The organism is Sulfurospirillum sp. 1612 (assembly GCF_036556685.1).
Lineage (GTDB): Bacteria > Campylobacterota > Campylobacteria > Campylobacterales > Sulfurospirillaceae > JAADIZ01.
On record NZ_CP140614.1, the window covers coordinates 23,600 to 49,393 of the forward strand.

The 25,794-nt window shown below is 39.4% G+C and carries 20 protein-coding genes and 4 tRNA genes; 10 read left to right on the forward strand and 14 right to left on the reverse strand.

Annotated features, from left to right (window positions below; all coding sequences use genetic code 11):
- The first annotated feature begins 9 nt into the window (after positions 1-9).
- The 6 genes from SFB89_RS00120 to SFB89_RS00145 all read left to right on the forward strand — a co-directional run bounded on the left by SFB89_RS00120 (position 10) and on the right by SFB89_RS00145 (position 7,903).
- Positions 10-1,221 carry a glycosyl transferase gene (locus SFB89_RS00120; RefSeq protein ID WP_331774933.1) on the forward strand — a complete coding sequence of 404 codons (1,212 nt, stop codon included), beginning with the start codon at positions 10-12 and terminating at the stop codon, positions 1,219-1,221.
- Positions 1,218-2,942, forward strand: coding sequence for a sugar phosphorylase (locus SFB89_RS00125; protein ID WP_331774934.1), 1,725 nt, complete (start codon positions 1,218-1,220; stop codon positions 2,940-2,942). The genes SFB89_RS00120 and SFB89_RS00125 overlap by 4 nt, the downstream gene beginning before the upstream one ends.
- Before the next feature lie 34 nt (positions 2,943-2,976).
- Positions 2,977-3,807 carry a UTP--glucose-1-phosphate uridylyltransferase GalU gene (gene galU, locus SFB89_RS00130; RefSeq protein ID WP_331774935.1) on the forward strand — a complete coding sequence of 277 codons (831 nt, stop codon included), beginning with the start codon at positions 2,977-2,979 and terminating at the stop codon, positions 3,805-3,807.
- Positions 3,808-3,937: 130 nt separating this feature from the next.
- Positions 3,938-4,630: a response regulator transcription factor gene (locus tag SFB89_RS00135; RefSeq protein WP_331774936.1), complete on the forward strand. Its 693-nt coding sequence runs from the start codon at positions 3,938-3,940 to the stop codon at positions 4,628-4,630.
- The gene (locus tag SFB89_RS00140) at positions 4,617-6,254 is read left to right on the forward strand and encodes an ABC transporter substrate-binding protein (RefSeq protein ID WP_331774937.1); all 1,638 of its coding nucleotides are present in this window, start codon (positions 4,617-4,619) and stop codon (positions 6,252-6,254) included. The genes SFB89_RS00135 and SFB89_RS00140 overlap by 14 nt, the downstream gene beginning before the upstream one ends.
- Positions 6,251-7,903 (forward strand): ATP-binding protein, encoded by a 1,653-nt coding sequence (locus SFB89_RS00145; protein ID WP_331774938.1) that lies wholly within the window; start codon positions 6,251-6,253, stop codon positions 7,901-7,903. Before SFB89_RS00140 ends, SFB89_RS00145 begins: the two co-directional genes overlap by 4 nt.
- 29 nt (positions 7,904-7,932) lie before the next feature.
- Here SFB89_RS00145 and torA read toward each other — a convergent pair whose 3' ends face one another.
- The 7 genes from torA to SFB89_RS00180 form a co-directional block, all read right to left on the reverse strand.
- Entirely contained in the window at positions 7,933-10,395 is a 2,463-nt protein-coding gene (torA, locus tag SFB89_RS00150; RefSeq protein WP_331774939.1) for a trimethylamine-N-oxide reductase TorA, read from the reverse strand.
- Between the two features lie 10 nt (positions 10,396-10,405).
- Positions 10,406-10,984: a hypothetical protein gene (locus tag SFB89_RS00155; RefSeq protein WP_331774940.1), complete on the reverse strand. Its 579-nt coding sequence runs from the start codon at positions 10,982-10,984 to the stop codon at positions 10,406-10,408.
- 116 nt (positions 10,985-11,100) lie between these two features.
- A complete protein-coding gene (locus SFB89_RS00160) occupies positions 11,101-12,033 on the reverse strand; it encodes a GGDEF domain-containing protein (RefSeq protein WP_331774941.1) in 933 nt (310 codons plus the stop codon).
- A gap of 153 nt (positions 12,034-12,186) precedes the next feature.
- Positions 12,187-12,276, reverse strand: a tRNA-Ser gene (locus SFB89_RS00165).
- A 94-nt stretch (positions 12,277-12,370) separates the two neighbouring features.
- A tRNA-Cys gene (locus tag SFB89_RS00170) sits at positions 12,371-12,445 on the reverse strand.
- Between the two features lie 31 nt (positions 12,446-12,476).
- A tRNA-Leu gene (locus SFB89_RS00175) sits at positions 12,477-12,563 on the reverse strand.
- Positions 12,564-12,597: 34 nt separating this feature from the next.
- A tRNA-Gly gene (locus SFB89_RS00180) sits at positions 12,598-12,672 on the reverse strand.
- 127 nt (positions 12,673-12,799) lie between these two features.
- Here SFB89_RS00180 and ilvD point away from each other — a divergent pair.
- Positions 12,800-14,479 (forward strand): dihydroxy-acid dehydratase, encoded by a 1,680-nt coding sequence (ilvD, locus tag SFB89_RS00185; protein ID WP_331774942.1) that lies wholly within the window; start codon positions 12,800-12,802, stop codon positions 14,477-14,479.
- Entirely contained in the window at positions 14,479-15,120 is a 642-nt protein-coding gene (locus tag SFB89_RS00190) for a MarC family protein (protein WP_331774943.1), read from the forward strand. The genes ilvD and SFB89_RS00190 overlap by 1 nt, the downstream gene beginning before the upstream one ends.
- Positions 15,121-15,539: 419 nt before the next feature.
- On the opposite strand, the gene SFB89_RS00195 is transcribed toward SFB89_RS00190, so the two are convergent.
- Complete coding sequence (locus SFB89_RS00195; protein WP_331774944.1) at positions 15,540-16,829, reverse strand: L-cysteine desulfidase family protein; 1,290 nt, start codon at positions 16,827-16,829, stop codon at positions 15,540-15,542.
- Between the two features lie 121 nt (positions 16,830-16,950).
- On the opposite strand from SFB89_RS00195, the gene SFB89_RS00200 reads away from it, so the two are divergent.
- On the forward strand, positions 16,951-18,594 hold the full coding sequence (locus tag SFB89_RS00200) for a CTP synthase (RefSeq protein ID WP_331774945.1): 1,644 nt from the start codon (positions 16,951-16,953) through the stop codon (positions 18,592-18,594).
- Positions 18,587-20,158 carry a single-stranded-DNA-specific exonuclease RecJ gene (gene recJ, locus SFB89_RS00205; RefSeq protein ID WP_443082179.1) on the forward strand — a complete coding sequence of 524 codons (1,572 nt, stop codon included), beginning with the start codon at positions 18,587-18,589 and terminating at the stop codon, positions 20,156-20,158. The genes SFB89_RS00200 and recJ overlap by 8 nt, the downstream gene beginning before the upstream one ends.
- 5 nt (positions 20,159-20,163) lie before the next feature.
- Here the strand turns inward: recJ and SFB89_RS00210 are convergent, their stop codons facing one another.
- The 6 genes from SFB89_RS00210 to SFB89_RS00235 are packed head-to-tail and all read right to left on the reverse strand — an operon-like array spanning position 20,164 to position 25,530.
- Positions 20,164-20,811, reverse strand: coding sequence for a protein-L-isoaspartate(D-aspartate) O-methyltransferase (locus SFB89_RS00210; protein ID WP_331774947.1), 648 nt, complete (start codon positions 20,809-20,811; stop codon positions 20,164-20,166).
- Between the two features lie 2 nt (positions 20,812-20,813).
- The gene (locus SFB89_RS00215) at positions 20,814-21,545 is read right to left on the reverse strand and encodes a carbon-nitrogen hydrolase family protein (protein ID WP_331776022.1); all 732 of its coding nucleotides are present in this window, start codon (positions 21,543-21,545) and stop codon (positions 20,814-20,816) included.
- Entirely contained in the window at positions 21,535-22,557 is a 1,023-nt protein-coding gene (locus tag SFB89_RS00220; protein WP_331774948.1) for a ribonucleotide-diphosphate reductase subunit beta, read from the reverse strand. Before SFB89_RS00220 ends, SFB89_RS00215 begins: the two co-directional genes overlap by 11 nt.
- Before the next feature lie 40 nt (positions 22,558-22,597).
- Complete coding sequence (locus tag SFB89_RS00225) at positions 22,598-23,290, reverse strand: anaerobic ribonucleoside-triphosphate reductase activating protein (protein WP_331774949.1); 693 nt, start codon at positions 23,288-23,290, stop codon at positions 22,598-22,600.
- Positions 23,268-23,432, reverse strand: a complete 165-nt coding sequence (locus tag SFB89_RS00230; RefSeq protein WP_331774950.1) for a hypothetical protein — start codon at positions 23,430-23,432, stop codon at positions 23,268-23,270. The genes SFB89_RS00225 and SFB89_RS00230 overlap by 23 nt, the downstream gene beginning before the upstream one ends.
- Positions 23,425-25,530, reverse strand: coding sequence for a ribonucleoside triphosphate reductase (locus SFB89_RS00235; protein WP_331774951.1), 2,106 nt, complete (start codon positions 25,528-25,530; stop codon positions 23,425-23,427). The genes SFB89_RS00230 and SFB89_RS00235 overlap by 8 nt, the downstream gene beginning before the upstream one ends.
- Positions 25,531-25,794: the final 264 nt, after the last annotated feature.

Sequence of the window (25,794 nt, forward strand, 5' to 3'; positions counted from 1 at the left end):
GGAGATAAAATGTCAGATTTTTTTCAAAATGGAGTCATCACAACCCTTCAAAACCACGGGGATCGATCTTTGGAAGATATTGAAAATGAATTGATGTCGTTTGCAAAAAGACACAATATGGTGTTGCTTTTACCTGCTTTGTATTCTGAATTTGAAACACCGGCGATGAAGAAAATCATCGAAGAGTTAAAACATGTGAAATACCTCCATAAAATCATTTTAGGATTAGATCGTGCCAATGAGAGTCAGTTTGAAGAGGTCAAGCAGATTATGTCCGTCTTGCCTTGTGAGGTGGATATCCTCTGGAATGATGGCCCTCGTATCAAAAAGCTTTATGCTGAATTGACCGATGCAGGCTTTCCTGGGCTCAATACTCCCGGAAAAGGTCGCAATGTTTGGACGATGTTAGGCTATGGTTTGACCTTGAGTGATACCTATGCCTTTGCGCTTCATGATTGTGATATTGTCAATTACAACCGTGAAATACCTGCGCGTCTTTTCTTTCCTATCATGCATCCGGCTTTGGATTTTGAATTTAACAAAGGCTACTATTCCCGCGTGAGCAGCAAACTTCACGGACGTGCGACACGGCTTTTTTATACCCCTTTTATCCATTCCCTGCGCAAGATTTATGGCAGTAGCGAGTATTTAGATTATATGAACAGTTTCCGCTATGCCTTATCGGGAGAATTTTCTTTTATTCGCACGCTTGGACGTGGTATTGCGATTTCGCCGACTTGGGGATTGGAGGTTTCTACATTGAGTGAAGTTTATAATAACACCTCAAATCGTCGTATCTGTCAAACAGAAATTATCGAAAATTATGAGCATAAACATCAAAATTTGGGTTCCAGTGATGAAGGAAGTGGCATCTATAAAATGGCCGTCGATATTGCTATTACAATTTTTCGCGTGATGGCACAGCAAGGGGTTGTTTTTTCATCAGCGGCATTTAAAACCTTGCAAACCACCTACTTTCAAGAATCACGCTTTGAGATTTCAAAATACAATGCCCTCTCCAAACTCAGTGCCATTGAATTTAATCGAGAGAAAGAGATTGCTGCTGTGAATCTTTTCGAAGAAGCGATCAAAGAAGCGGCTGAAAAGTTTTATGAAAATCCTATGGGTACACCCCTACTCTCTCCATGGATTACGGTGCGGTCGGTATTGCCAGATTTTTCTGATAAATTTGCAGCATTTGTAAAGGAAGATAACCAATGATGCATATTTCAAATCCTGAGCACAGTATCAACAAACGTATTCACCAACTCTATCCCCCTGAGACGGCTGAGAGAGCCTTGGATGCCATTATTGATTTGATTTTTAAGTACAAAGAGCGCATCATCTCAACCCCGTACCGTCTCAATGAAAAAGATGTCATTTTAATCACCTATGGTGATCAAATCAGCCGACCTCATGAACCCTCTTTGAGTGTGTTGAAAGAGTTTGTGGATAAACATTTAGATGGCATTATCAACTCGATTCATATCTTACCCTTTTACCAATCCTCTTCTGATGATGGGTTTTCTGTTGTTAATTACAGTGCGGTCGATCCCAATATGGGCTCATGGCGGGAGATTTATGCTATTAGTTCAAAGTATCGTTTAATGGTCGATGGCGTGATTAATCATGTCTCCCAATTTTCAGATTGGTTCAAAGCCTTCATGAGCGGGGATAGCTATTTCAAAGATTTTTTTATTGAACTAGACCCTGCGGTAGATTTAACTCAAGTCGTACGCCCTCGTACTAGCCCGCTTTTGAGTGAATATACGGATAATGAAGGTAAAATTCATAATATTTGGACGACCTTTAGTAAAGACCAAGTGGATTTAAATTACAAAAATTATCGTGTGCTTCGAAGTGTTTTGGATGCGCTTTTTTATTACATCGAAAAAGGTGCCGTGCTCATCCGTCTGGATGCGATTGCGTTTATTTGGAAAGAGATTGGCACGCCTTGTGTGCATCTGCCACAAACACACGAATTAGTGCAACTCATCAGGGAAGTTTTACATGAGGTGGCTCCTGAGGTGATTATCATCACCGAAACCAATGTCCCACACAAAGAGAATATCTCTTACTTTGGCTCAAAGGATGATGAAGCCCAGATGGTTTATAATTTTGCTTTGCCTCCTTTGGTGATGCATGCTATCTTGACATCAAACACCAAAACATTGACATCATGGGCGCAAACATTAAGCCTGCCTAGCGATAAAGTTTGTTTTTTTAATTTTACAGCCAGTCATGATGGCATTGGCCTGCGTCCGGTTAAAGGAATATTGAGTGATGAAGCGATTGATTTTCTTGTTCAAAGCGTACAAGAAAATGGCGGTTTGGTCTCTTATCGCCAAGAGAGTGATGGAACCCAGAGTCCTTATGAGCTCAATTGCAGCTATATTGATGCGCTTACCCCTTTGGATGCCCCTGATAGTGTGCGGATTAAAAGAATGTTGCTCTCTCAAGGTACCGCACTGGTGATGCCGGGGGTTCCGGGGATCTATTTTCACTCCCTAGTAGGGTCTCGAAATTATTTAGATGGTGTCAAACACAGTGGTAAAAATCGCTCCATTAATCGAGAAAAATACCATTGTGATTGGCTTGAAGATGAACTTTTAAAAGTCGGAGGTTTGGGTAAAACCATACTCGATAGCTACAAACGTTTAATCTCAATCCGCACTCATGAAGCGGCATTTAATCCTTTTGGCGCCTTTACTTTTTATGACCTTGATGAGAGGTTGTTTGTGGTGCGTCTGATGAGTTTGGACCAAACGGAGATGGTTTTGGCGATTCATAATTTTGCTGATGAGACCGTGACGTGTTTACTTCCTGATGATATGGGGTATGAATTACATGACTTGCTATCGCCTTTTGTTGTAGATAGTAGTAGAAACGTGACGTTAGCCCCTTATCAAATGATGTGGTTAAAGCAGAGTTTGCCCAATTAAAATATATAATATCTTATCAAAAAAAGGAGACAATATGATCAATAGATGTTTATTCCCCGCTGCTGGTTATGGTACAAGATTTTTGCCTGCGACTAAAGCGATGCCCAAAGAGATGCTCCCCATACTCACAAAGCCCTTGATTCAGTATGGTGTTGAAGAGGCGATGGAGGCTGGTTGCGATATCATGTCTATCATCACCGGTCGTGGAAAGCGTGCGATTACAGACCATTTTGATATCTCTTATGAACTTGAACACCAAATCCAAGGCTCATCCAAAGAAGCACTTTTGGATAAAATTCGTGAAATCATAGAAAAATGCACCTTTACCTATACGAGACAAAATGAGATGAAAGGTCTGGGTGATGCCATCTATAAGGGAAAAGTGCTGATGGGCGAGAAAGATCCGTTTGCGGTAATCTTGGCGGATGATCTTTGTATCAATCCCAAAGGGGATGGTATCTTGACCCAAATGGTCAAACTCTACAATAAATATCGATGTTGTATCGTAGCGATTATGGAAGTACCAAAGGATGAGGTTTACAAGTATGGTGTCATCGAAGGTAACGCGATTGAAGATGGTGTTTTCATGGTCTCCAATATGGTGGAAAAACCTGAAATTGATAAGGCGCCTTCGAACTTAGCCGTGATTGGTCGCTACATCCTCACTCCTGATATCTTTGATATGATTAAAAATACCAAACCGGGTAAAAATGGTGAGATTCAAATCACTGATGCCCTGTGTGAACAAGCCAAAAAAGGGATGGTGATTGCTTATAAATTCAAAGGGAAACGCTTTGACTGCGGGAGTGTTGAGGGATTTGTTGAAGCCACAAATTATTTCTATAATCTGGAGAAAACGAAGTAATCCTTTGACGGTTTATCTGTGTGGATTTTATAATTTCATTGTAAGTTTGATAAAGATATGATGTACCCAAAGAATTATTTGCAAATCAAATACTTAATGAGGCGCAAAAGACGTTTTTTGGGGAGATAATATGAATAGGCTTATTGCTCAGAAATTAAAGACCATTACACTTTTATATGCAGAAGATGAGGATAATATCCGCGAAAATATCGTCAGTACCCTGCGTTATTATGTTAAAGAAGTGATTGAAGCAAAAGATGGTAAAGAGGCGTGGAGACTCTATACAGAGAAAAAACCCGATATTATCATGAGCGATATTTTAATGCCATTGATGAGCGGACTTGAGCTGGTCGAAAAGATTCGAAAAATAGATCATGATACCCCCATTGTCTTGATTACCGCACATACAGAGAAGCACTATCTTCTTAGTGCGGTGACACTGCATCTTGAGCAATATCTCGTGAAACCCGTCACTTTGCCTGATATTATGGCCGCACTTGCGACATGTGTCAAAAAAATCTCATTGCACCATGCGATGCGCTATGATTTACCCAAAGAGTACTCTTATGATATTGATCACAAATTGTTGAGTTATAACGGTAAGGCAATCAAAATGAATAAAAAAGAGATTAGCTTTTTTGAATTGCTCCTTTGTAATACCCAGCGTGTTGTGACTTATGAAGAGTTGCAAGAATTTGTCTGGGGCGATAGTGTCATGACCGATAATGCCTTGCGTTCGGTTGTGGCAAGTCTGAGAAAAAAACTACCCAAAGATATCATCGTTAATTTATCCGGAATTGGATATAAGCTTGAAAATATTTAACCTCTTTTTACCCTTTTTTTGTATCTCAATGCTCTTTGCAGATTCCCTCTATCGCAACGATGATGCGCACCAATTGGCAATGAACAAAAGAGTGCCCAGCTCTCATATTGTCGTCTTTATGCCTACGATGCCTTATTTGTATGTTTCCAAACTGATCAATGGAACACTAGTACGCTCCAGCGATAATGCCCAAGGTTGGGAATACATGATGGCGACACACTATAAAAAAATCTCTCCCCTTGTGTATGAATTTCATCTCAGAGAAGGGGTGAAATTTCAAGATAATACCCCCTTTGATGCAGATTCCGTGGTTGAGAATTTTAAGTACATGATGCAAACGCCTTTTAACTACTCTGATCTCTTCGGGCGACTCAAAGGTGTGAAAAAAGTATCCCAATATGTTGTGCGGTTTTATTTTAACAAGCCGTATGAGCTTTTTTTATTTGATTTGACTCTGATCAATCTCTACTCGCATCGCTACCTCAAACATTTTGGCTGGGGATTTAAAAACGCATCAACAGCCAACAGTATGAAAAGCCCGGGTCCTTATGGCTTGGGCCCTTATATCTTAGAACAAGGCTATGCCACAGGACGGGCTCAAACGCCAAAGATTGAGCTAATCGCCAATCCAAATTACTATGAAAAACCTCAGCCTTATATCGAAAGAATCACAATTTACACCGAGCTCAAGACGCAACAAGCTCTAGATGATATTCTAAAATATGAAGGACGGCTTGATATCAGCCCGATTCCTTTTGACAAAAAAGTCGAGACCGTACTCTCCTTGTATGCAAAGTTGATGACCCATCCCTCGACTCATAATATCTCAATCTATTTTAATATGCTCAAGCCCAATGGCGTGCTGAAAAACAAAGCCATCCGCATCGCGCTCAATGAAGCGATTAATCAAGAAAATCTACTGAAATTTGTCTATAAAGAAGAAGGCATCTTAGCCCCTAGTGCGGTGAGTCCTAATTATAAGTCGGTCAAAATTGCAACCCAGGGGATGCAGACCTATCATCAAAAAGCAGATAAAAAAGAGATCAAAAAACTGCTCAATGGTTTGGTGCTGCGGGTGTGTACGATGGAGCGGTTTATGTTTTTATGGAAGGGCATCGAATACCAACTGCAACAATATGGCGTCACCTTAAAATATCAAATTATCACCAGTGAAAAAGGTATCTATGAACAATTGTTGACAAATCGTCAAAAGCCAAAAGAGTGGGATATTTTAACGTGGGGAAATGATGATTGGTCTAGCAATAATCCCTGGACGGTATTTTTTAATTACCGTACCAGCGATGTTTGGTCCACTATCGACAAAGATGATGTGATGCAAGGCTACATTCAAAAATATTTTGAATTAAAGTATAATAGCCCAGAATTCATTGCGATGGTGAAAAAGATTATTAAAAGAGCCTATGATGAGGCTTATATGCTTTTTGTGCCCTCTCCAAATATTGTTTTGGCAGTGAATAAAGAGGTGGATTATACCCCCTCTTCTGTGCTCATGATGCCGCTTTGGAAAGCTAAAATCACACCCTATCACTGGTCTGTGAGAAGTGGCCACTATCCTGATTATAGAAAAATATCAGTAATACCACGGGATGATACAAAGCAATGAAACACTTAAGTATTAAAATAAAATTTATAATATTAGGCACGATTGGTTTTATCGCGTTGAGTTGTATTGTCTTCTTAGCGTTAAATATGGGTAAATTAGGACAGGGGAGTCTGGATAATGTCTATACCGATTCAAGAAATGTTCAAACCTTGCAACAAAATTATATCGCACCAATCTTTCAGCTGCGAGAACTCTCACTCTCGTTGGTTGTCGCGCCAAATAAGAATTTCAGAGAGGGAATTAAGCAAAAACTTTTCCCGCTCATGAAGACGCTAGATCACAAATTTATGACATTAAACAAAGAGACACAAGCACAGTGGAATCATTACAAAACAAGCCTCGAAAAGACGCTATATTTTATCAATCAAGGGTTTGAAGAAGGTGCTTTTATCAACGTCAATCAAAAAGAGAGAGAACGGTTTGATATTTTGGTCACTTCGCTAAAAAAATTACAAGCAAAAGAGTTAAGCAAATCCCAAACATCCTACGACAATGCGAAAAAAACGATTAATAATTATATCATGCTGATTATCATCGTCTCATTGATATTGGTTCTTTTTAATCTTTTCCTAGGTACTTATATTATCATGAGAATTTCACGAAGCATCCAAGAAGTCCAAGAAGGACTGGGTAGATTTTTCACCTTTTTACGCAATCGCAAAGATGTCGAGGGTGTCGTGGGCATCACATTGGATACCCATGATGAACTAGGGGCCATGGCCAAAGCAATCAATGCTGAGATTAAAAAAACGCAAGTGGCGCTAAGAGCGGATATCAAACTGATTGAATCTGCAACTCTCATGGTGCAAGAGATTAAAAATGGCAATCTTTACAAGCGTTTGGATGTGAGTGCTAAAACCAAAGAATTGAACCTGTTGCGCTCGATGATTAATGATATGATTGATGTTTTAGAGATGCGAATCCAGCAAGAAATCAACAGAAGAGCCGATCAAGAAAAACTTTTGATTCAACAATCAAAGCTCGCAGCCATGGGAAATATGATTGGAAATATTGCCCACCAATGGCGTCAGCCTCTCAGTGAACTCAATGCGATATTGATGAATATCGAGACGAAATATCGATTCAATGATTTTGATATCAATTTTATTGAAGAGAGCGTTGCAAAGTGCAATAAAATTACGGCTTATATGTCCAATACTATTAGTGATTTTCAAAATTTCTTCAAACCCTCCAAACAAAAAGAGAAGTTCTTGGTCGTTGAGGCGTGTAAGCGTGCGAGTTCCATCCTCAAATCTTCACTGGCTAATAACAACATCCGTTTTGAGTGCTCTTTTGATGGTGAAAAAGAGGTGTTTGGCTATCCCAATGAATTCTCCCAGGCGCTTTTAAATATTCTCTCCAATGCCAAAGATGTTTTGATACAAAGAAAATCCGAAGACCCCTGTATCAAAGTCACGATTAAATCGGGCAAGCAGTTTGTACTGATCAGTATCCAAGATAATGGCGGTGGGATTGAAGAGAAAAATATTGATAGAATTTTTGAGCCCTATTTTACAACCAAACACGCCAAACAAGGTACGGGTATCGGACTGTACATGAGCAAAACAATTATCGAGGGCAATATGGATGGATTTTTAGTAGCTAAAAATATCGATGGAGGCGCGCGTTTTACTATAAAGATAAAGTAGCAGGAGGATTAAGCCCCCTGCTTTGAGATTTAAACGATGCTTGGTTTTTCAAAAACCGTTACTTTTGGTGCCGCTTCTGTGTATTTTTCAACATCAGCTAAGACCGTATTGGAGATATTGCCTTGTGCTAATTTTGAGGTTCCTTTATCGATAGTGAGAAGATTCACATTGCCGTGTTTGCACATCGTATCTTTTTTGCTCGGATCTAGTGGATCATACCACGCCCCCTCATCAATTTTGATAACATTTGGCATAATCGCATCGGTGACGATAGCCCCCGCAAGTGTGGCGCCACGCTCATTAAAGACGCGTACGATATCACCGTTTTTGATACCACGTTTTTTGGCATCGATTGGATTCATCCAAACCGGTTCTCTGCCTTGTACTTCATAGAGATCTCGCAACCACGTGTTGGAGAGTTGTGAATGAAGTCGATATTTTGGGTGTGGGGAGAGCACATGGAGTGGATATTTCTTGGCCTCTTTTGCTCCCAACCACTCAGCCGGTTCAATCCATGAAGGATAAGGAAGACAATCATCGTATTTGAATTTGGCGATGGTTCTGGAGTAGATCTCAATTTTTCCTGATGGCGTACCGAGTGGATTGAGCATCGGATTTTTTCTAAAGGATTCAAATTTCGTGTATTGTTTTGATTTCTCAGGTGTTTCAAACTTGACATAGCCTTGTTCCCAAAATTTCTCAAAAGAAGGCATTTTGATATTTCTTTGTTCTGCTTGCATTTTTGCATTTTCATAAAACTCTTTGATCCAATCCATCTCAGAGGTTTTGCCCTCGGTAAACTCTTTTTCATAGCCAAGGCGCTTACTGATTTGGCGACAAATCTCATAATCGTTTTTAGACTCTTTATACGGCTCGATTCCCTTTTTCATCGCGATAAAATGGCTGGAACTATAATCACCCATAGAGTCAATATCGTTATTTTCTATCTCTGTTGTTACCGGAAGGACAATATCTGCCATACGTGCTGTTGGGGTCCAAAATGGCTCATGAACGATAAATGTCTCTAGTTTTTTCCATGCTTCAATCATTAAATTTCGATCTTGATGGTGAACAAATGGATTTCCCCCGACCCAATAGGCCATCTTGATTTCAGGGTAGGTGATTTTTTTGCCATTGAAATCGATGGTTTTACCCGGGTTCATAATCAAATCAGTGACTCTGGCCACCGGGATACTCAGCTCAGCCCCTGCTGACATCCAGTCGATTTTGTTTTTACCGCCAATCACTGTGGAAATACCGCTGAGTCCTGGTGCTGCAGCTGATGGGGTGCCGCCATTTGAGTAGTGATAACTAAATCCAAAACCGCATCCTGGCATTCCGATTTGACCCAACATACATGAAAGGGTGACGAGCATCCAGTGAAATTGTTCGCCATGATCGGCTCTTTGGACACCCCAACCGGCCATCAGCATGGTTTTTTTGTTTTTAAGTGTTTCTGCAAAACTTTTGATAGTTTTTTCATCAACGCCACAAATTTCAGAAGCCCAAGCAGGAGTCTTTGGTGTTTTATCTATCTCTCCTAAAAGGTAAGCTTTGAATTTTTTAAATCCGACGGTATATTTTTTGATAAATTTTTCATCATACTGTTTGGTCGTATAAAGGTGATACATCATCCCAAGCATCATGGCCGTGTCGGTGTTTGGTTTGGGTCTAATCATGATAGGGTCAAGATACATGGCCGTATCATCGGTGAGCGGATTCACGGCATAAATTTTCATTTTGCCTGCTTTGGTAGCTTTTTTGAGACCTTCTAGATAAGGATAAGCACCATGTTCTGATATCGTCCAGTCGATTTGACAACAACGCATCGGATCTGCTCCCCAAAAGACAACATTCTCTGCCTCTTTGACAACAAGTGGCCAAGACGTTTGTTGTTCATAAACCTCAATCCCTCCTAAGACATGAGGCATAATCACTTGTGCTGCTGCTGTGGAATAATCTCCCGTACTCCCTACATAGCCACCCGATAGTTTCATCATACGATTCATCAAAACACGGGCATTGTGCAGTTTACCTGGGCTTTTCCAGCCGTAACTTCCCGCGAAGATTCCTTTTGGTCCATACGTTTTTTGAACCCGTTTGATTTCAGATGCTACCAAATCCAATGCTTCGTCCCAACTGACGCGCACAAATTTTTCTGCACCTCTTTTTGATGTATCACTGTTGTGACCGTGTTTCAAAAATCCCTCTCGGACCATGGGGTATTCGACACGTGTTTTTGAGTACGTTCTACTGGGCAAGGCGTTAATCATAGGGCTGGGTTGATAGTCATCTTTAAAAGCAGTGACACCGGTGAATTGTCCGCCTTTGATATGCGCTCTAAAAGCACCAAAGTGTGAACCATTCATCGGGGCAGATTGATCTTCAATCGGGCCACTAATCAATGGGTTGGCACTAAGTTTTTGTGTGAGTGCAACTGAGGCTAATGCTCCGGTTCCCTTTAGGAAATTTCTACGGCTTGAATTTTTCAAAATGTACTCCTTAGTTTTTATGGTTTTGTAAATATTTTACGATGAGTTGAACTTCATCTGGCATCAATCCGGCACGATCTTTCATCGAGCGAATCATCCCAGGCCATTGATTTGCGGTAAATTGGTCAAATTTTGGTGCGGCGTGACACGAATTACATCGGCTTTGAAATAGCTCTGAAGCACTGCTCCAAAGGGTATTGATATCAGCGGTGACATTGTCTTTTTTGATCCACACGGTGATGGCAGCGTCATTCCATTGTGTCTCATAATCATCCATCGCAGTTTTCACAACTTTGATATGTTTTGTTGCATCATCATTTAAAACTGCATAAATAATTCTTTGACCTACTTTTTGAAACATCACAGTTGGTGAACCATCAGCGCTCCATCCGGATACTTCGACTAAAAGAAAGTCTTTGTTTTTTTTGATGACTTTCATCGGTGTTGCCGTTTGTACGATACCAATGGATTGTCCATCTGATGAATTCAAAAAAATGGGTGAAGATTTTTTTGCAAAAACCACATCTCCTTTTGCATAGGCTACAACTGACATTAGCAAAATCAATACTAATGTAATTCCTTTTTTCATAATGACTCCTTTTCGATTTGAAAAATTGTAACGGAAAAAAATTGGAAAAAAATTGGAAAAAGTTATATTATGAAAGTTTTTTGATAGCGAAAATAGTGATGTGAGGTAGGAGCTTTTTAGGGTTCAATGAGTTTGTTAAAGAGTTTTGCATGAACTGCTACTTTGTTTTTGCCGTTTTGTTTTGCCTTATAAAGAGCATGATCGGCTCGCTTGAGCGCATCTTCATAGGAATGATCTACCATGAGCATGGTGCTGACGCCGATACTTGCTGTTGCATACAAACCGGTTAATGAGAGTTTTCTTTGCTCATGATAAAAACATTCACGCATTCGTGTTGCAAAATGAGTGGCTTCTTCGAGTGTCGTATTGGGGAGGGCTACCACAAATTCATCTCCTCCAAAACGATACGCTGTATCCGTGGAGCGCAGTTGTTTTCTGCACGTATCTGCAATCGCCAATATGGCTTTATCTCCAGCATGGTGTCCTAGGGTGTCGTTGATTTGTTTTAAATTATCCAAATCAAAAATCAAAAGGGAGATAGGTGTATCATAGCGCAACATTGTATCATGATGGTGTTTGAGGTCTCGCTCGAGTCTTCGACGATTGAAAAACCCTGTCAGTTGATCGGTATCACTTTGTTGTCGCAATTGTTCTTCAAGTTCGTGTCGTTTTGATATATTGCTAGCCACCCAAAGGACCACCTCTTCTCCTTCAATCTGAAAATCAAGGGCTTGGATACGTCCTTCAAACCAAATGGTTGACGTGGGGCCATTTAGAGGTAATCCTTTGATATCCGTTCCTCTTAATGCGTATGTTTCTATAATCAATTGTTTGGTATCTAAGGCAAGATTGATTTTTTCAAGAAACCAATCAGCTTTTTCTTTTTTAACCACATCAGAAATTTTTGTACCAATGAGTGCGGCACTATCATGATAGTAGCGATTATCGCGACCACCATAGATTGCGATATATTTTCCACTGCGAGATAAGATAAAGGCAGGGTCTGGGAGCGTTTTTAAAATGGTGTGCATATGTTCGATACTAATCATGTGAGTATTCCAATGGATTAATTTTACTTCGTGTTTGTTGCTTTTTATTATAGCACTAAAATGTTTTTAATGATATAGAAAGGATTCTTTTTATGTTAAATGGGGGTAAAAAAAAGAAAAAAAGTAATTTTTATCTCGATTTGAAGTAAAAAGTGGCCGGGAGAGAGGGATTCGAACCCCCGGAGGTGTTACCCTCAACGGTTTTCAAGACCGCCGCATTAAACCAAGCTCTGCCATCTCCCGACAATAATAAATGTAAACTAAATCTCGACAAAGTCGAAGCTTTAGTGACTGAATACTTATGCAGCTTTGCCTTATAAGTATGAGAAATAAGAATTGGAGGCGACACCCGGATTTGAACCGGGGATCAGAGCTTTGCAGGCTCCTGCCTTAGCCACTTGGCTATATCGCCACCGAACAAAGCAAATCCAAATTACGCAAGGTGGTGCCCGGAGCCGGACTTGAACCGGCACGCTCAAAATGAGCGAGGGATTTTAAGTCCCTTGCGTCTACCATTCCGCCACCCGGGCAAACGCTTTTCTATTATCAATTCTCTGTTTCTAATGGAGCGGGAAACGAGGTTCGAACTCGCGACCCCGACCTTGGCAAGGTCGTGCTCTACCACTGAGCTATTCCCGCAGTCAAAAATGAGACGAAATTATAGCAATTATTTTACAAAATGTAAAGGGGTTATGGCTAATAATCTCAACATATTACATAATAGCCTACTTTTTGATATAATTATTCAAAAATTTAAAGGAATATCATGCGCAGTGATCAGGTAAAAAAAGGTTATGATAGAGCACCTCATAGAAGTTTGTTTCGTGCTACGGGAGTGAAAGAAGAAGATTTTGATAAACCCTTTATTGGAGTAGCCAACTCTTTTATTGAGATTATTCCGGGACATTTTTTCTTAAATAAATATGGTGAGATTATTAAAGACGAAATACGCAAGAACGGATGCATCCCATTTGAATTTAATACAATCGGTGTCGATGATGGCATTGCGATGGGTCATGATGGAATGTTGTACTCTCTTCCGAGTCGTGAGTTGATTGCCAATTCTATTGAAACGGTGATGAATGCCCACAAGTTAGATGCCATGATTTGTATTCCAAATTGTGACAAAATTGTACCTGGGATGATTATGGGGGCACTTAGAGTCAATGTGCCGACTGTGTTTGTGAGTGGAGGACCTATGAAAAAGGGTCATACAAAAGAGGGACAGCCCATCGATTTAGCGACAGCTTTTGAAGCCGTCGGTAAATTTGAAAATGGCGATATGGATGAGGCAGAACTCAAAGATATCGAATGCAACGCCTGTCCGACGGGAGGAAGTTGTTCGGGTATGTTCACCGCTAACAGCATGAATACTCTCATGGAAGCAATGGGGATTGCATTGCCTGGAAATGGTACGATACCAGCCCTCACACCAGAGCGTGAAGTCCTCATAAGAGCAGCGGCAAAGCGCGTGTGTGAAATAGCGTTGGATACGACATTTAATTTTAGAAATATCCTTAATGAAAAAGCAGTCAGAAATGCTTTTGCTATCGATATGGCGATGGGTGGTAGCACTAACACCGTGCTTCATATGTTAGCCATTGCTAAAGAAGCCGGCGTGGATTTTAATATCGCCGATATTAATGCTATTAGCAAGAAAGTCTCTCACATTGCTAAGATTTCTCCATCATTGCCGAGTGTTCATATGGAAGATATCGATAAAGCCGGTGGCGTGAGTGCGGTGATGCATGAAATTGCCAAGATGAATACAGGCGCTTTGTACTTGGATAATCTTACCGTGACAGGTGAGAGTATTGGTGAACGTGTGGGAAATTCTGAGATTTTAGATAACACGGTGATTCATAATCTAGATAACTCCTACTCTAAAGTGGGGGGATTGGCAATTCTTTTTGGTAATTTGGCTACTGAAGGGTGTGTGATTAAAACAGCGGGTATCACGGGTGAGCGAAAATTTAGAGGTAGCGCCGTTTGTTTTAACTCTCAACAAGAAGCGATTGAGGGAATTATCAAGAAAAAAGTTAAAAAAGGTGATGTTGTCGTGATTCGCTATGAAGGGCCACGTGGCGGTCCGGGCATGCAAGAGATGCTCTCACCAACGAGTTTGATTATGGGGATGGGATTGGGTGCAGATGTCGCACTGATCACAGATGGAAGATTTAGTGGAGCAACACGAGGTTTGAGTATCGGTCATGTGAGTCCTGAAGCGGCTGAGGGCGGTATGATTGGTTTATTGAAAGATGGTGATATGATTGCGATTGATGTGGATAAATATACCATAGAAGTCGAATTAAGCGATGAAGAGATTGCCACACGTCGTGCGGCCTTTAAGCCCGTACAAAAAGAGATCAAAGGGAGTTGGTTGAAACAATATCGACTCTTAGTGACCAATGCAACCAATGGTGCTGTATTAAAGACGGAGCTTTGATGCCCCATTTTTTTGATTTACTCTTACAAAACACCATCACGATGATGGCGATTGTTGATCCTTTGGGCGTGAGTGCGATTATGCTCTCACTCTTGCCTGAGGGGACTACCAAAGAGACCATCTCCAAGATTGCTTTTAAATCTACCTTGACAATTATTGTGGCATTTTTTATCGTTTTGATTAGTGGAAATTTTTTGCTGCAACTCTTTGGCATCGAGATTGATTCTCTCAAAGTGATGGGTGGGATTATCTTACTTTTGATGGCCATTAAGATGGTCAATGGCTCAAGCGAATCCAAAAATCAAACCAAAGAAGAGCGCGTTGAGACGCTGCGTCATGATGAATTTTCTATCATTCCTTTAGGTATTCCCATTACCTTTGGTCCGGGAATTTTTGCTACGGTTGTGATTATTAGAAATCAAAGTGAGAGTTTTGCAGCCATTAGTGCTTTTATACTCGCTTATTTATTAGTGGCATTGACGGTTTATCTGGCCTTTAAAAACAGTATTTATATTCGCCAATATCTTGGTATTACGGGGTCAAAAATCATTACACGGTTGATGGGCTTGATTGTTGGCGCGATTGCCATACAATTTATTGTTGCGGGTATTAGTGTGTTGGTAAAAGAATATTATACGTAAATAGCAATCAGGAAAGTATAAAGAGAGAAGAATATGGACGTATTCTTCTCTCAAAGGAGATTAAACTTTTTCAAATTCAACGAAAATACCAATATAAGGTACCTTCGTTGAATTGACTTATGTCTTACATTAACACTGCGTAAGCAAATGCGACTAAACTAACTACAGCTAGAAAATCAACGATCCCTAAAACATTAATAGGGTTTAATTTTGTAAACATTTTTTATCCTTTTAAAAGAATTTCGGAATTATACACTCATAAAACTTAAAAACAAATTATAAAATATGAACAATTGCTCAAAAAAATAAAAAAGTAACAAAATTACACTTAAAAATTATTGATTTTGGAAATAGTCGATATATTTTTAATCTAGAATAAAGGTTGCTAATGAAGCGTGAAAAAATGTTTTTTGATGAGGTTAAAGAGGTTTTTTCTTTTCCATAATCTCCAAGATGATATTGTCGGTCTCTTTCATCCCATTTTGCGCGAGAATACCAATGTTACTAATGGTATCTTCTATATCCACACCAATGATGCCATCGCCACTATGCAAAGCTTTTTTGGCCAGTGCGAGCATGGATGAATCAAATGCGGTATACACTCCTGTGGCAATTTTCATGGCACAAGATGCTTTTGCTCCATCACAAATGACGCCTGAGATATTGCCCAAAGAGTTGGTGATGGCCATGGAAATCGATTCATAATCACCTCCTTGTACAAAGACTAATGCTCCGCTAACGGCACTAGTCGCACAGATAACGCCACAAAATGCCGATAATCTTCCGATACTAGATTTTAGATGAATGGTAGTCAGATGTGAAAAAAAGAGTGTGCGTATGAGCATCTCTTTGGAGATATTTTGATCTTGACAATATTGGATGATAGGCAAAGAGGCCGCCATGCCTTGGTTTCCGCTACCGCTAGTGGTCATCACCGGCAAGGAGCATCCGCTCATCCGCGCATCCCCACCGGCAGATGCAAAACTAGCACAGCGATTTCTTTGGTCATCACCATAAAGTCCTAGTTCGATATTTTTTTGAATCATACAGCCAATATTGACGCCGTACTCACCATCTAAGCCCGCTTGCGCAATGGTGCTATTTCTGGTGATAACCAAATCAAAAATATCTTGGATTAGGGACAAATCAATACTCAAAGCCAACTCATAAATCTCTCGAACACTCAATGTCTCACGTTCTTCTTGGGTGGTGTGAAATTGCACATCATGACAGATTTGATTGATGAGTTCTTTGCCGTTTTTTTCTATTTTTGTGATATTGGTATGAAGGTGTTTGATTTCAACACAGACGGATTCATCTTGTGCATATACCGTCGCTTTGGCGTAGAGGGGGATGTCTGTTTTGGCATGAACGACTTCGATAGTGTTTTGGGCAAGAAAGGCTTTGATATTCTTTAAATCTTCAGCGCTTACTTGACTGATGACCATTAACTCTTTTGAGGCAATTCCTGCGATGGCTCCCATCGCGCAGGCTGCTTCAATCCCGACAAGTCCATTTGAATTGGGAATATTGACCGATTTGACATTTTTAATCATATTGCCTGAAACTTCTATCATGATACGCTCAGGTTTGTGCCCTAATAGTTCCGTTGCTTTAGCACAAACATAAGCGAGGGCGATGGGTTCTGTACACCCTTGTGCAGGGACGATTTCTTCTCTTAAAATTCTTAGTATGTTTTCAGTATTCATGACATCCCTTCAAATCGACTTTTTTGTGAATCAACACAGTGTTTCATAGATGGTTATATTTTATCATAATGTTCTTTCAGATATAATAGCTCTCAATTATAGACTACAAGGTTGGATTTTAATGAGTAAAAAAGAAACGAAATATATTTTTGTGACAGGTGGGGTTTTAAGTTCTCTTGGTAAAGGCATCTCTGCTGCAAGTATTGCAACATTATTGAAACATGCAGGACTTCGTGTGAGTATCCTAAAAGCTGACCCTTATATCAATGTCGATCCAGGTACCATGAGTCCTTTGGAACATGGTGAAGTATTTGTGACTGATGATGGAGCTGAGACGGATTTGGATTTGGGACATTATGAGCGATTTTTGGATGAAGATTTGCATCAAGCGAACAACTTTACCACCGGGCGCGTGTACTCCTCTGTGATTGAGCGTGAACGCAAAGGGGATTATCTGGGACAAACCATCCAAGTGATTCCACATATCGTCGATGAAATTATCCGCAGAATTAAAAAAGCAGGCGAAGGTCAAGATATTTTGTTGGTAGAGATTGGTGGTACGGTTGGGGATATCGAAGGGTTACCATTTTTAGAAGCCATACGATCATTGCGATCTGAAGTTGGCAAGAAACGTGCGATGAATATCCACTTGACCTTGATTCCTTATATCAAAGTGGCCGGTGAGCTCAAAACAAAACCGACACAACACTCCGTACAAGAGCTACGCCGTATCGGGATTACCCCAGATATGTTGATTTGTCGAAGTGAGATGCCATTGACCAAAGATTTAAAAAATAAACTGGCATTTTCTTGTGGCGTTGAAAAAAATTCTGTTATTGAAGCGTTAGATGCCTCGACAATTTACAAAATGCCGTTGAATTTCTTAAAAGAAGATATTCTGACACCAATCGCGGATATTTTAGAATTAGGCGCATTGAAGTTGGATATGGAAAATTGGGATACCTTAGTAAAAAGAGTGGTTGACCCAAGTGGCGAAGTGTTGATTGCATTTGTCGGGAAATATTTAGATTTAAAAGAATCATACAAATCATTAACCGAGTCTCTTATCCATGCAGGTGCTCATCTCAATACGAAAATTAACCTCAAATGGGTAGATTCTGAAGCGCTAGAAGAGCAAGGTGGTATTGAATTGCTGAATGATGTTGATGGCGTACTCGTGGCCGGTGGTTTTGGTGAACGTGGCGTCAAGGGCAAAATGGAAGCTATAAAATATGCACGAGAGCACAACGTGCCTTTCTTAGGCATTTGTCTTGGCATGCAACTTGCATTGATTGAATTTGCCAATAATGTTCTAAAAGTTGAAGATGCTAATTCTATAGAATTTGATAAAAGTTGTAAAAATCCAATCGTCTATTTAATTGACTCATTTATGGATGCAAGTGGTAAAAAACAACTCCGTACGTTTACAAGCCCACTCGGCGGTACGATGCGTTTGGGAGGTTATCATTGTGATACGAAAGCAGGATCGATGTTGCGTGAGATTTATCAGGGTGAAAAAACAATCCGAGAGCGTCATCGCCATCGTTATGAGGTGAATCCTGCATATCGAGCGCAATTTGAAAAATCTGGCTTGATTGTGAGTGGTGAATCAGATGGCTTGATTGAAGCAGTGGAGCTCAAAAAACATCCATTTTTCTTAGGGGTACAGTTTCACCCAGAATTTACATCACGATTGACAAGTCCAAATAAAGTTTTGGTAGCTTTTGCGAATGCTTCGATAGAAAAAAGAAAAGATGATAAATAAACTCACCAAGGTTGACATTCAAAATATCTTATCTAAGCGGTTTGAAAAAGATGAATGTACCAAACTAGAGGAGTTGCCAAAACCTAACTGTTTTAAAGATATGGATAAAGCATCTTCACGGATTGTTAGCGCAATCAAAAATGATGAGAAGATTGCCATTGTGGGAGATTATGACGTCGATGGCGTCGTCTCCTCGGTTATTTTAAGCACATTTTTTGATGATATTGGTGTGGAATATGAAGCGATTATTCCTAACCGATTTCAAGACGGTTATGGACTCAGCCTCAATATCATTAAAAAGCTTGATGCCACGGTGATTATCACCGTAGATAATGGTATTTCTGCTGTGGATTCTGCTCAATATTGCAAAGAACATGGTATTGATTTGATTATTACTGACCATCACAGTATCCCTAGTATTGTGCCAGATGCGTATGCGATTGTGAATCCAAAGCAAACAGATTGCCAGTTTCCAAATTGTGAAATTTGTGGTGCGCAAGTGGCCTGGTATTTGACGGCTTCTATCAAAGGGAAACTAAAAATAAAATACGATTTATCATCTTTTTTAGATATCTTATGTATTGCCATTATGGCCGATATGATGGAACTCAAAGATATGAATCGGGTGATGGTGAAAAAAGGAATTCTTGCCCTTAATCGCTCCAAAAGACCCGCTTTTGAGGCTGTCAAAAAATTCTTTTCTAAAAAAACATTAGAGAGTGATGAGATATCTTTTTTGATTGCCCCTCTCATCAACAGTTCGGGTAGAATGGAAGATGCAAAATTTTCTTATAACTTCTTAAAATCTCAAAATATTGATGATGCAATGGATCGCTTAGAATACATTGTCAGCCTCAATAACAGTAGAAAAGATGAAGAAAAACAACTCTTTGAAGCCTCTTTATCTTATGTGAAAGAAGATGAAAATATCATCATTGCATGGGGTGAAGATTGGCATGAAGGTGTTTTGGGTATCGTGGCCTCACGTCTCTCAAAACGATTCAAAAAACCAGCTATTGTTTTTTCTATTACAGATGATAAAGCCAAAGGAAGTGCTCGAGGTATCGGCGAACTTGATATCCTTGCCTTAATTACATTACAACAAGATATTTTATTGGGTTTTGGTGGGCATAAAGGGGCTGCTGGCGTCTCCTTGATGGCGGATAAGCTCGAAGAGTTTCGTGACCGAATGTATGCCTCTACGCGTGATATTGAAGCTTCTACGCTCAATGCAAATCATGATGTTCTTGGCGAGATAGAACCCTCTGAGATAGATTTTGAGTTGCTTGAAATTTTAGAAGAGTTTGAACCTTACGGACAAAAGAATCCCAAACCAAATTTTATTTTGAAAGATATTGCGGTGAAGATCAACAAGAAAATAGGCAAAGATCAAAACCATCTCAAATTAATACTTCATGATGGTGTCAATACGCTAGAATCTATATTTTTTAATTTTGACAAAGATGCAAAAGTTGGTGAAAAGATTGATATACTTTTCACACTCTCAAGAAATGATTACCGAGGTTTAGTGACGCCACAACTCATTATAAAAGAGATTCTTTAATACATTTAGTGGCTTTTCCCATCAACGATGGGGACAAAGAGGCAATCATCAAACTCACGTTTTTCGATACCATGCTCCGTTTTGGTGAATTGTGTGATGATTTGTTTCCCCTCTTTCTCAATAGGGGCTACGGCGATACCACCGACTTTTAATTGTGCAAATAAAGAGGCAGGAATTTGTTTGATTGAGGCTGAAAAGAGTATGCGATCATACGGGGCATAATTACGCCATCCATTTTGACCATCATCATAGCGCACATTGACATTATGGATTCCTAAATGTTTGAATTTTTCTTTGGCTTCCTTTGCCAAACGCTCCACGCGTTCGATACTGAAAACCCTGCGGGCTAACTTGCTCAAAATGAGAGCTTGATATCCACTTCCACAACCAATTTCTAAGATATTATCAATGCCCTTAGCATACAGCGCTTGTGTCATTTTTGCGACTGTGAGGGGTGAACTAATCCATTGATCTGCGACCAGTGGTAAAGCATCTAACTTATAGGCATGAGCGCCAAACCCTTTGGGGACAAACATTTCTCGGTCACAGTGTGCCATCACGTCAAGAATATCTTGATTGATATGGCAAATATTTTTGATTTCCTCCGTCATTCTTTTAGATTTTTGTAATTTAATTCTTGTTTCTAAGTCCATTGTTAATCTAATCCTATATTAATATATCGTCTCATTTTTTTTATTAATGCCCTATCAAATGATGTCATGATACGCTCTTGTGTGTCATCTTTGGTAATGTCTCCAAAAGGGTCGATGATGCAAGCATTGGATGCCATATTTTCATCGCTACTATTGGCGACTAATACATAGCATTGGTTCATAATTGCTAACCCATTAGCTAATGTTTGTAATTGGTATTTTCTCTTTTTTGACCAATAAGCTGGAACAAATATAATATCCGCGCCCTTGGCACGTTCCCATAGCTCTAAGAAACGCAGCTCAAAACATAGCAGTATGGCGATTTTAATCCCTGCTACTTCTATGATATGAATCGTCTCATCGGTGCCTTCTGTAAAGTACTTTTCTTCATCTCCTAGATGAAATAATCGTGCTTTTGGTCTTGAATAAATCTCTCTTCCATCAAAGAAGATTTTGACATTGTTATAATATTTTCCTTCTTGTTTTTCTGCTATTGTCAGGGCAAGAAGGCGTGCTTTTGAGAGTTCACAAATCTGAGGAAGAAAGTGTTGTGCTCGTTTTGTGTTAGCATCTAAGTGTTCATAATCGTAGCCACTCAAACAAAGTTCAGGAGCTAATATAATGGAGCCTTCTTGAGTGTTTTTGACTAAGCGGCTAAGAGTTTCAAAGTTTTCTTCAAAACTCTTAGTGGCATATTGAAATTGTAATGCAACTAACTGGTGATTAGAAGTCATCAAATGATAAACTTCCTTTGCTATAATTTGTGACATTACCTTCGAAAAAGTTTGTTTTTTGATCGTTGAATTTTGAAAAATCATCAACCCATTTGATAGGGTGATGGGCATTGTAAATTTTCTTAAAGCCTACAGCATTGAGACGATCATCGATGAGATAATGGATGTATTCTTCAATAATTTCATCGGTGAATCCCATAATTTGATTTTGAGTAATGTATTTGCCCCATTCTATCTCTAGCGCTCCTGCGGCTTTGAACATTTCAATCACTCTCTCTTCCAAAGCTTGCGTAAATAGGTCAGGTCGCTCTTTTCTTGTTGAGTTTATCATATTTTGAAAGAGTAGCAGGTGGGTGATCTCATCACGTTGGATGAATCGTATCATTTGTGCACTTCCTAGCATCTTGCCGGCTCTCGCTAAGGCATAAATGGCGGTAAAGCCTGCATAGAAGTAAAGTCCCTCTAAAATTTGATTTGCAAACATCGCTAAGAGAATTTTTTCATCAGTCACTTCTCCGGCTAACTCTTCATAAACGCTTGAAATATAGGCATTTTTACGTCTGAGTATTTCATCATGTTTTTCCATCTCATAGATGAGATCTGTGTTATCACATATCGCTTCTACCATAACGGCATAAGATTTTGAGTGATTGGCCTCTTCGTATGCTTGTCGTACTAAAATTGCATTGATTTCAGGGGCCGTAATATAGGGATTAATATTGTCAGCAAGATTGTTGGTTTGAAAACTATCCATACTGATAAGCTGAGACCAGACAAGGTCATACATGCGCTTTTCGGGATCGGTTAAATTTCTATTATAATCTACGACATCTTTCGTCGTGTCGACCTCTTTGGGAAACCAAGTATTGGCCTCCATCATATCCCATAATTTAAGGGCCCATTGATATTTGGCTTGTGTAAAATTCAAAATCCCATGAGGATTTCCACCAAATATTCTTCTTTCACTCAAGGTCTCGTTAGACCCTGGATTGTATATGTGTTTTCTGTTCATGCGTTGTTCCTGATTTTTTCTTATTTTATCCTAAAAAATCTTAAAACTCTCGCAGTTGTATGTCAATCTTTTGATTTAGTTTTGTGGTATCAAGCGGAAGGGTTTGTGGCTCAATATCGCCGACTGTGTCGCCGGTATGGAAGTAGTTTTGTAGAAAATAACTGTTGTGATAGCCTTTGGCTGTCAAATCATCAATAATATGATTTATATCTTGTATTGTTAGCAGTCCTGAGTGTACGGTCGTCCTGGCTTCAAAAGGAAAATCTTCATCGATTAAGAACTGCAAAGTTTCTTTAAAATCATGAAAATTTTTATGGTGTGTTATGGATTCAAATTTATATGATGGTGCTTTATAATCTAATGCAATATAATCTACCAAATTTTTTTGGACCATGGTTTTGATGCGCTTTGGATTGGTGCCATTGGTATCTATTTTGATTTTAAAGCCCAATGCCTTAATCGCTTGAGCAAAGCGTTCCAGTTGTGAATAGAGTGTGCATTCTCCTCCGCTGAGGACTACTCCGGTTAATTTTCCAACACGAGAATTTAAAAAATCCAATGCCTTTTGTACGCTAATGCTCCCCTCTCCTAATACAATATCAGGATTATAACAATAAGGGCAACGCATATTGCATTTTGCAAACCAAAAGATAGATGCTAGATTCTTTGGGAAATCTAGCATCGTAAATGGTGTGATGTCAAAGATTGGACTATCTTCGAGGAGATCGCTCAACAAATTGTTCTCTCTCTTTGTGTTCTCCAATCTTGCCAATATTAAAACTCTCAACGGGTCTGTGATAACCCATAACTCTTGTGTAAACGATACATCGTGTTCGTTCATCTTGTACTTTGTTCAGTAACTCTTCTCTACTCATGTAGTTCTCCTTTATATTTTTCTATCAATTCTTTATCGCACATAGGACAAAATTCATGTTCTCCACTGATATAGCCATGTTTTTCACATACTGAAAACACTGGAGTAATCGTGATATAAGGCATCCTGTAATTTGAAATAACATTTTTGACCATTTGTCTGCATGCCTCAATACTGCTGATACGTTCTTTCATATATAGATGCAATACCGTGCCTCCCGTATAAGCACACTGTAAATCATCTTGCAAATCAAGCGCTTCAAATGGATCATCTGTATAGCTAGCAGGGAGTTGTGATGAGTTTGTATAATATATATTTTTGCCACTTCCTGCTTGGATGATATCGGGATATCTTTTTTTATCCTCTTTGGCAAAACGGTACGTCGTGCCTTCTGCTGGGGTTGCCTCTAAATTATAGAGATTACCCGTTTCTTCTTGATATGCTACCATCTTATGACGCATGAATTCTAATATTTCTTGAGCAAATTTCGTTCCATATTCATCGGCAATGGTGTGTTTGTTGTCTGTAAAGTTTTCAATCATCTCATTGATGCCATTGACACCGATGGTAGAAAAATGATTATTGAATCCAGGAAGATAGCGTGCGGTATAAGGGTATAATCCGCGTTCAAACATCTCTTGCACAAACACACGTTTTTTCTCTAATGTTGATTTTGCCAAATCCATTAAATACGCAATTTGCTCATAAAGCGCCTCTTTATCCCCTTTTTTGAGGTATCCAATTCGTGCCATATTGAGGGTGACGACACCGATACTTCCGGTCATCTCCGCACTGCCAAATAATCCACCTCCACGCTTTAGGAGTTCTCTTAAATCCAATTGCAATCTGCAACACATGCTACGCACATTACCCGGTTTATAGGCTTTTGGATTTTCTACCAAGTTGCCATTTTCATCACGAATGTATTGGCTACCGATAAAGTTTTGAAAATAAGAAGAACCGATTTTTGCCGTATTTTCAAAAAGTACATCGGTATTTTCACCATACCAATCAAAATCTTCTGTGATATTGACCGTAGGAATCGGAAAGGTAAAAGGCTGTTCTGTTCTATCCCCCTCTGTCATGACTTCATAATAGGCTTTATTGATGAGATTCATCTCTTTTTGAAAGTTTTTGTATGTCAGTTCTTCAAGCTTATTGACCCCGCGTTTTTTGGCTTCTGTGAGCAATTGCTCATCTTGAAGTCCTTTAAAAAGGTGCAAATCTTGACATGTTGGGGTTTGATCAGCTAAATCGGTAGGCACGGTCCAATCTATCGTGATATTGGTAAATGGACTCTGCCCCCAACGAGCAGGGACATTGAGATTGTATACAAAACTCAAAATGGCTTTTTTAATCTCGCTAAAGGGGAGTTGATCCTTAAAAACATAAGGAGCAAGGTAGGTATCAAAAGAGCTAAAAGCTTGTGCTCCTGCCCATTCACTTTGCAAGATTCCCAAGAAGTTTGCCATCTGTCCTAATGCTTCTCTAAAGTGTTTGGGTGGGCGTGATTCTACTCTGCCTCTTACGCCATTAAACCCTTCATTTAACAGCGCCCTTAAACTCCATCCGGCACAATATGCAGTCAGACAATCAAGATCATGAATATGATAGTCTCCATTTCTGTGAGCAAACCCCTCTTCTTTTGAATAAATTTTATCGAGCCAATAATTTGCAATGACTTTTCCGGCTGTGTTATTGACCAATCCGGCATTGGAATATCCGGTATTTGAATTGGCTTTGATGCGCCAATCGCTTTTATTGATATACTCTTCTATGGTTTGTGTGGAGTTGACAAAGGTGGTATCTTCGTTCAATCCATCAACATGCTCTCTTTGCATTTTGTGCGTGTGACGGTAGATCATAAACGATCTCATGACATCAAAATATCTGGCTTTGTATAATTCCTGTTCGATTAAGTCTTGTATGTCCTCAACCGCAGCGACTCTTTTTTTCTCAAGTGTCGCTATGAGTCGATTGTACACACTCTGATCGTAGGTGACGCCTTCACTTTTAAATGCTTTTTTTATTGCATCTTGAATTTTGAATGTTTTAAACTCTTCTGTGGTACCATCGCGTTTTAAGACTTTTTCTAACATGTTTTATCCATAGTGTTTTATTTATATCGCGATTATATAATATGAATATTGAACTGAAACTTAAAAACTAAAGTGTTTCTCTTTTGTCACTCTCTAAAAATGTACATAAAAACTGATTTTTACTTAACTTATAATATGTCTATATTAAGGGAATTTATGAAATTATATTGGTTATAAACTTAATTATATAAATTAAATAATATATTAAGATTATTACCTTCTGAGGTCTTATTTCTCCGTCAATTTTTCGTCAGTATTGCTATG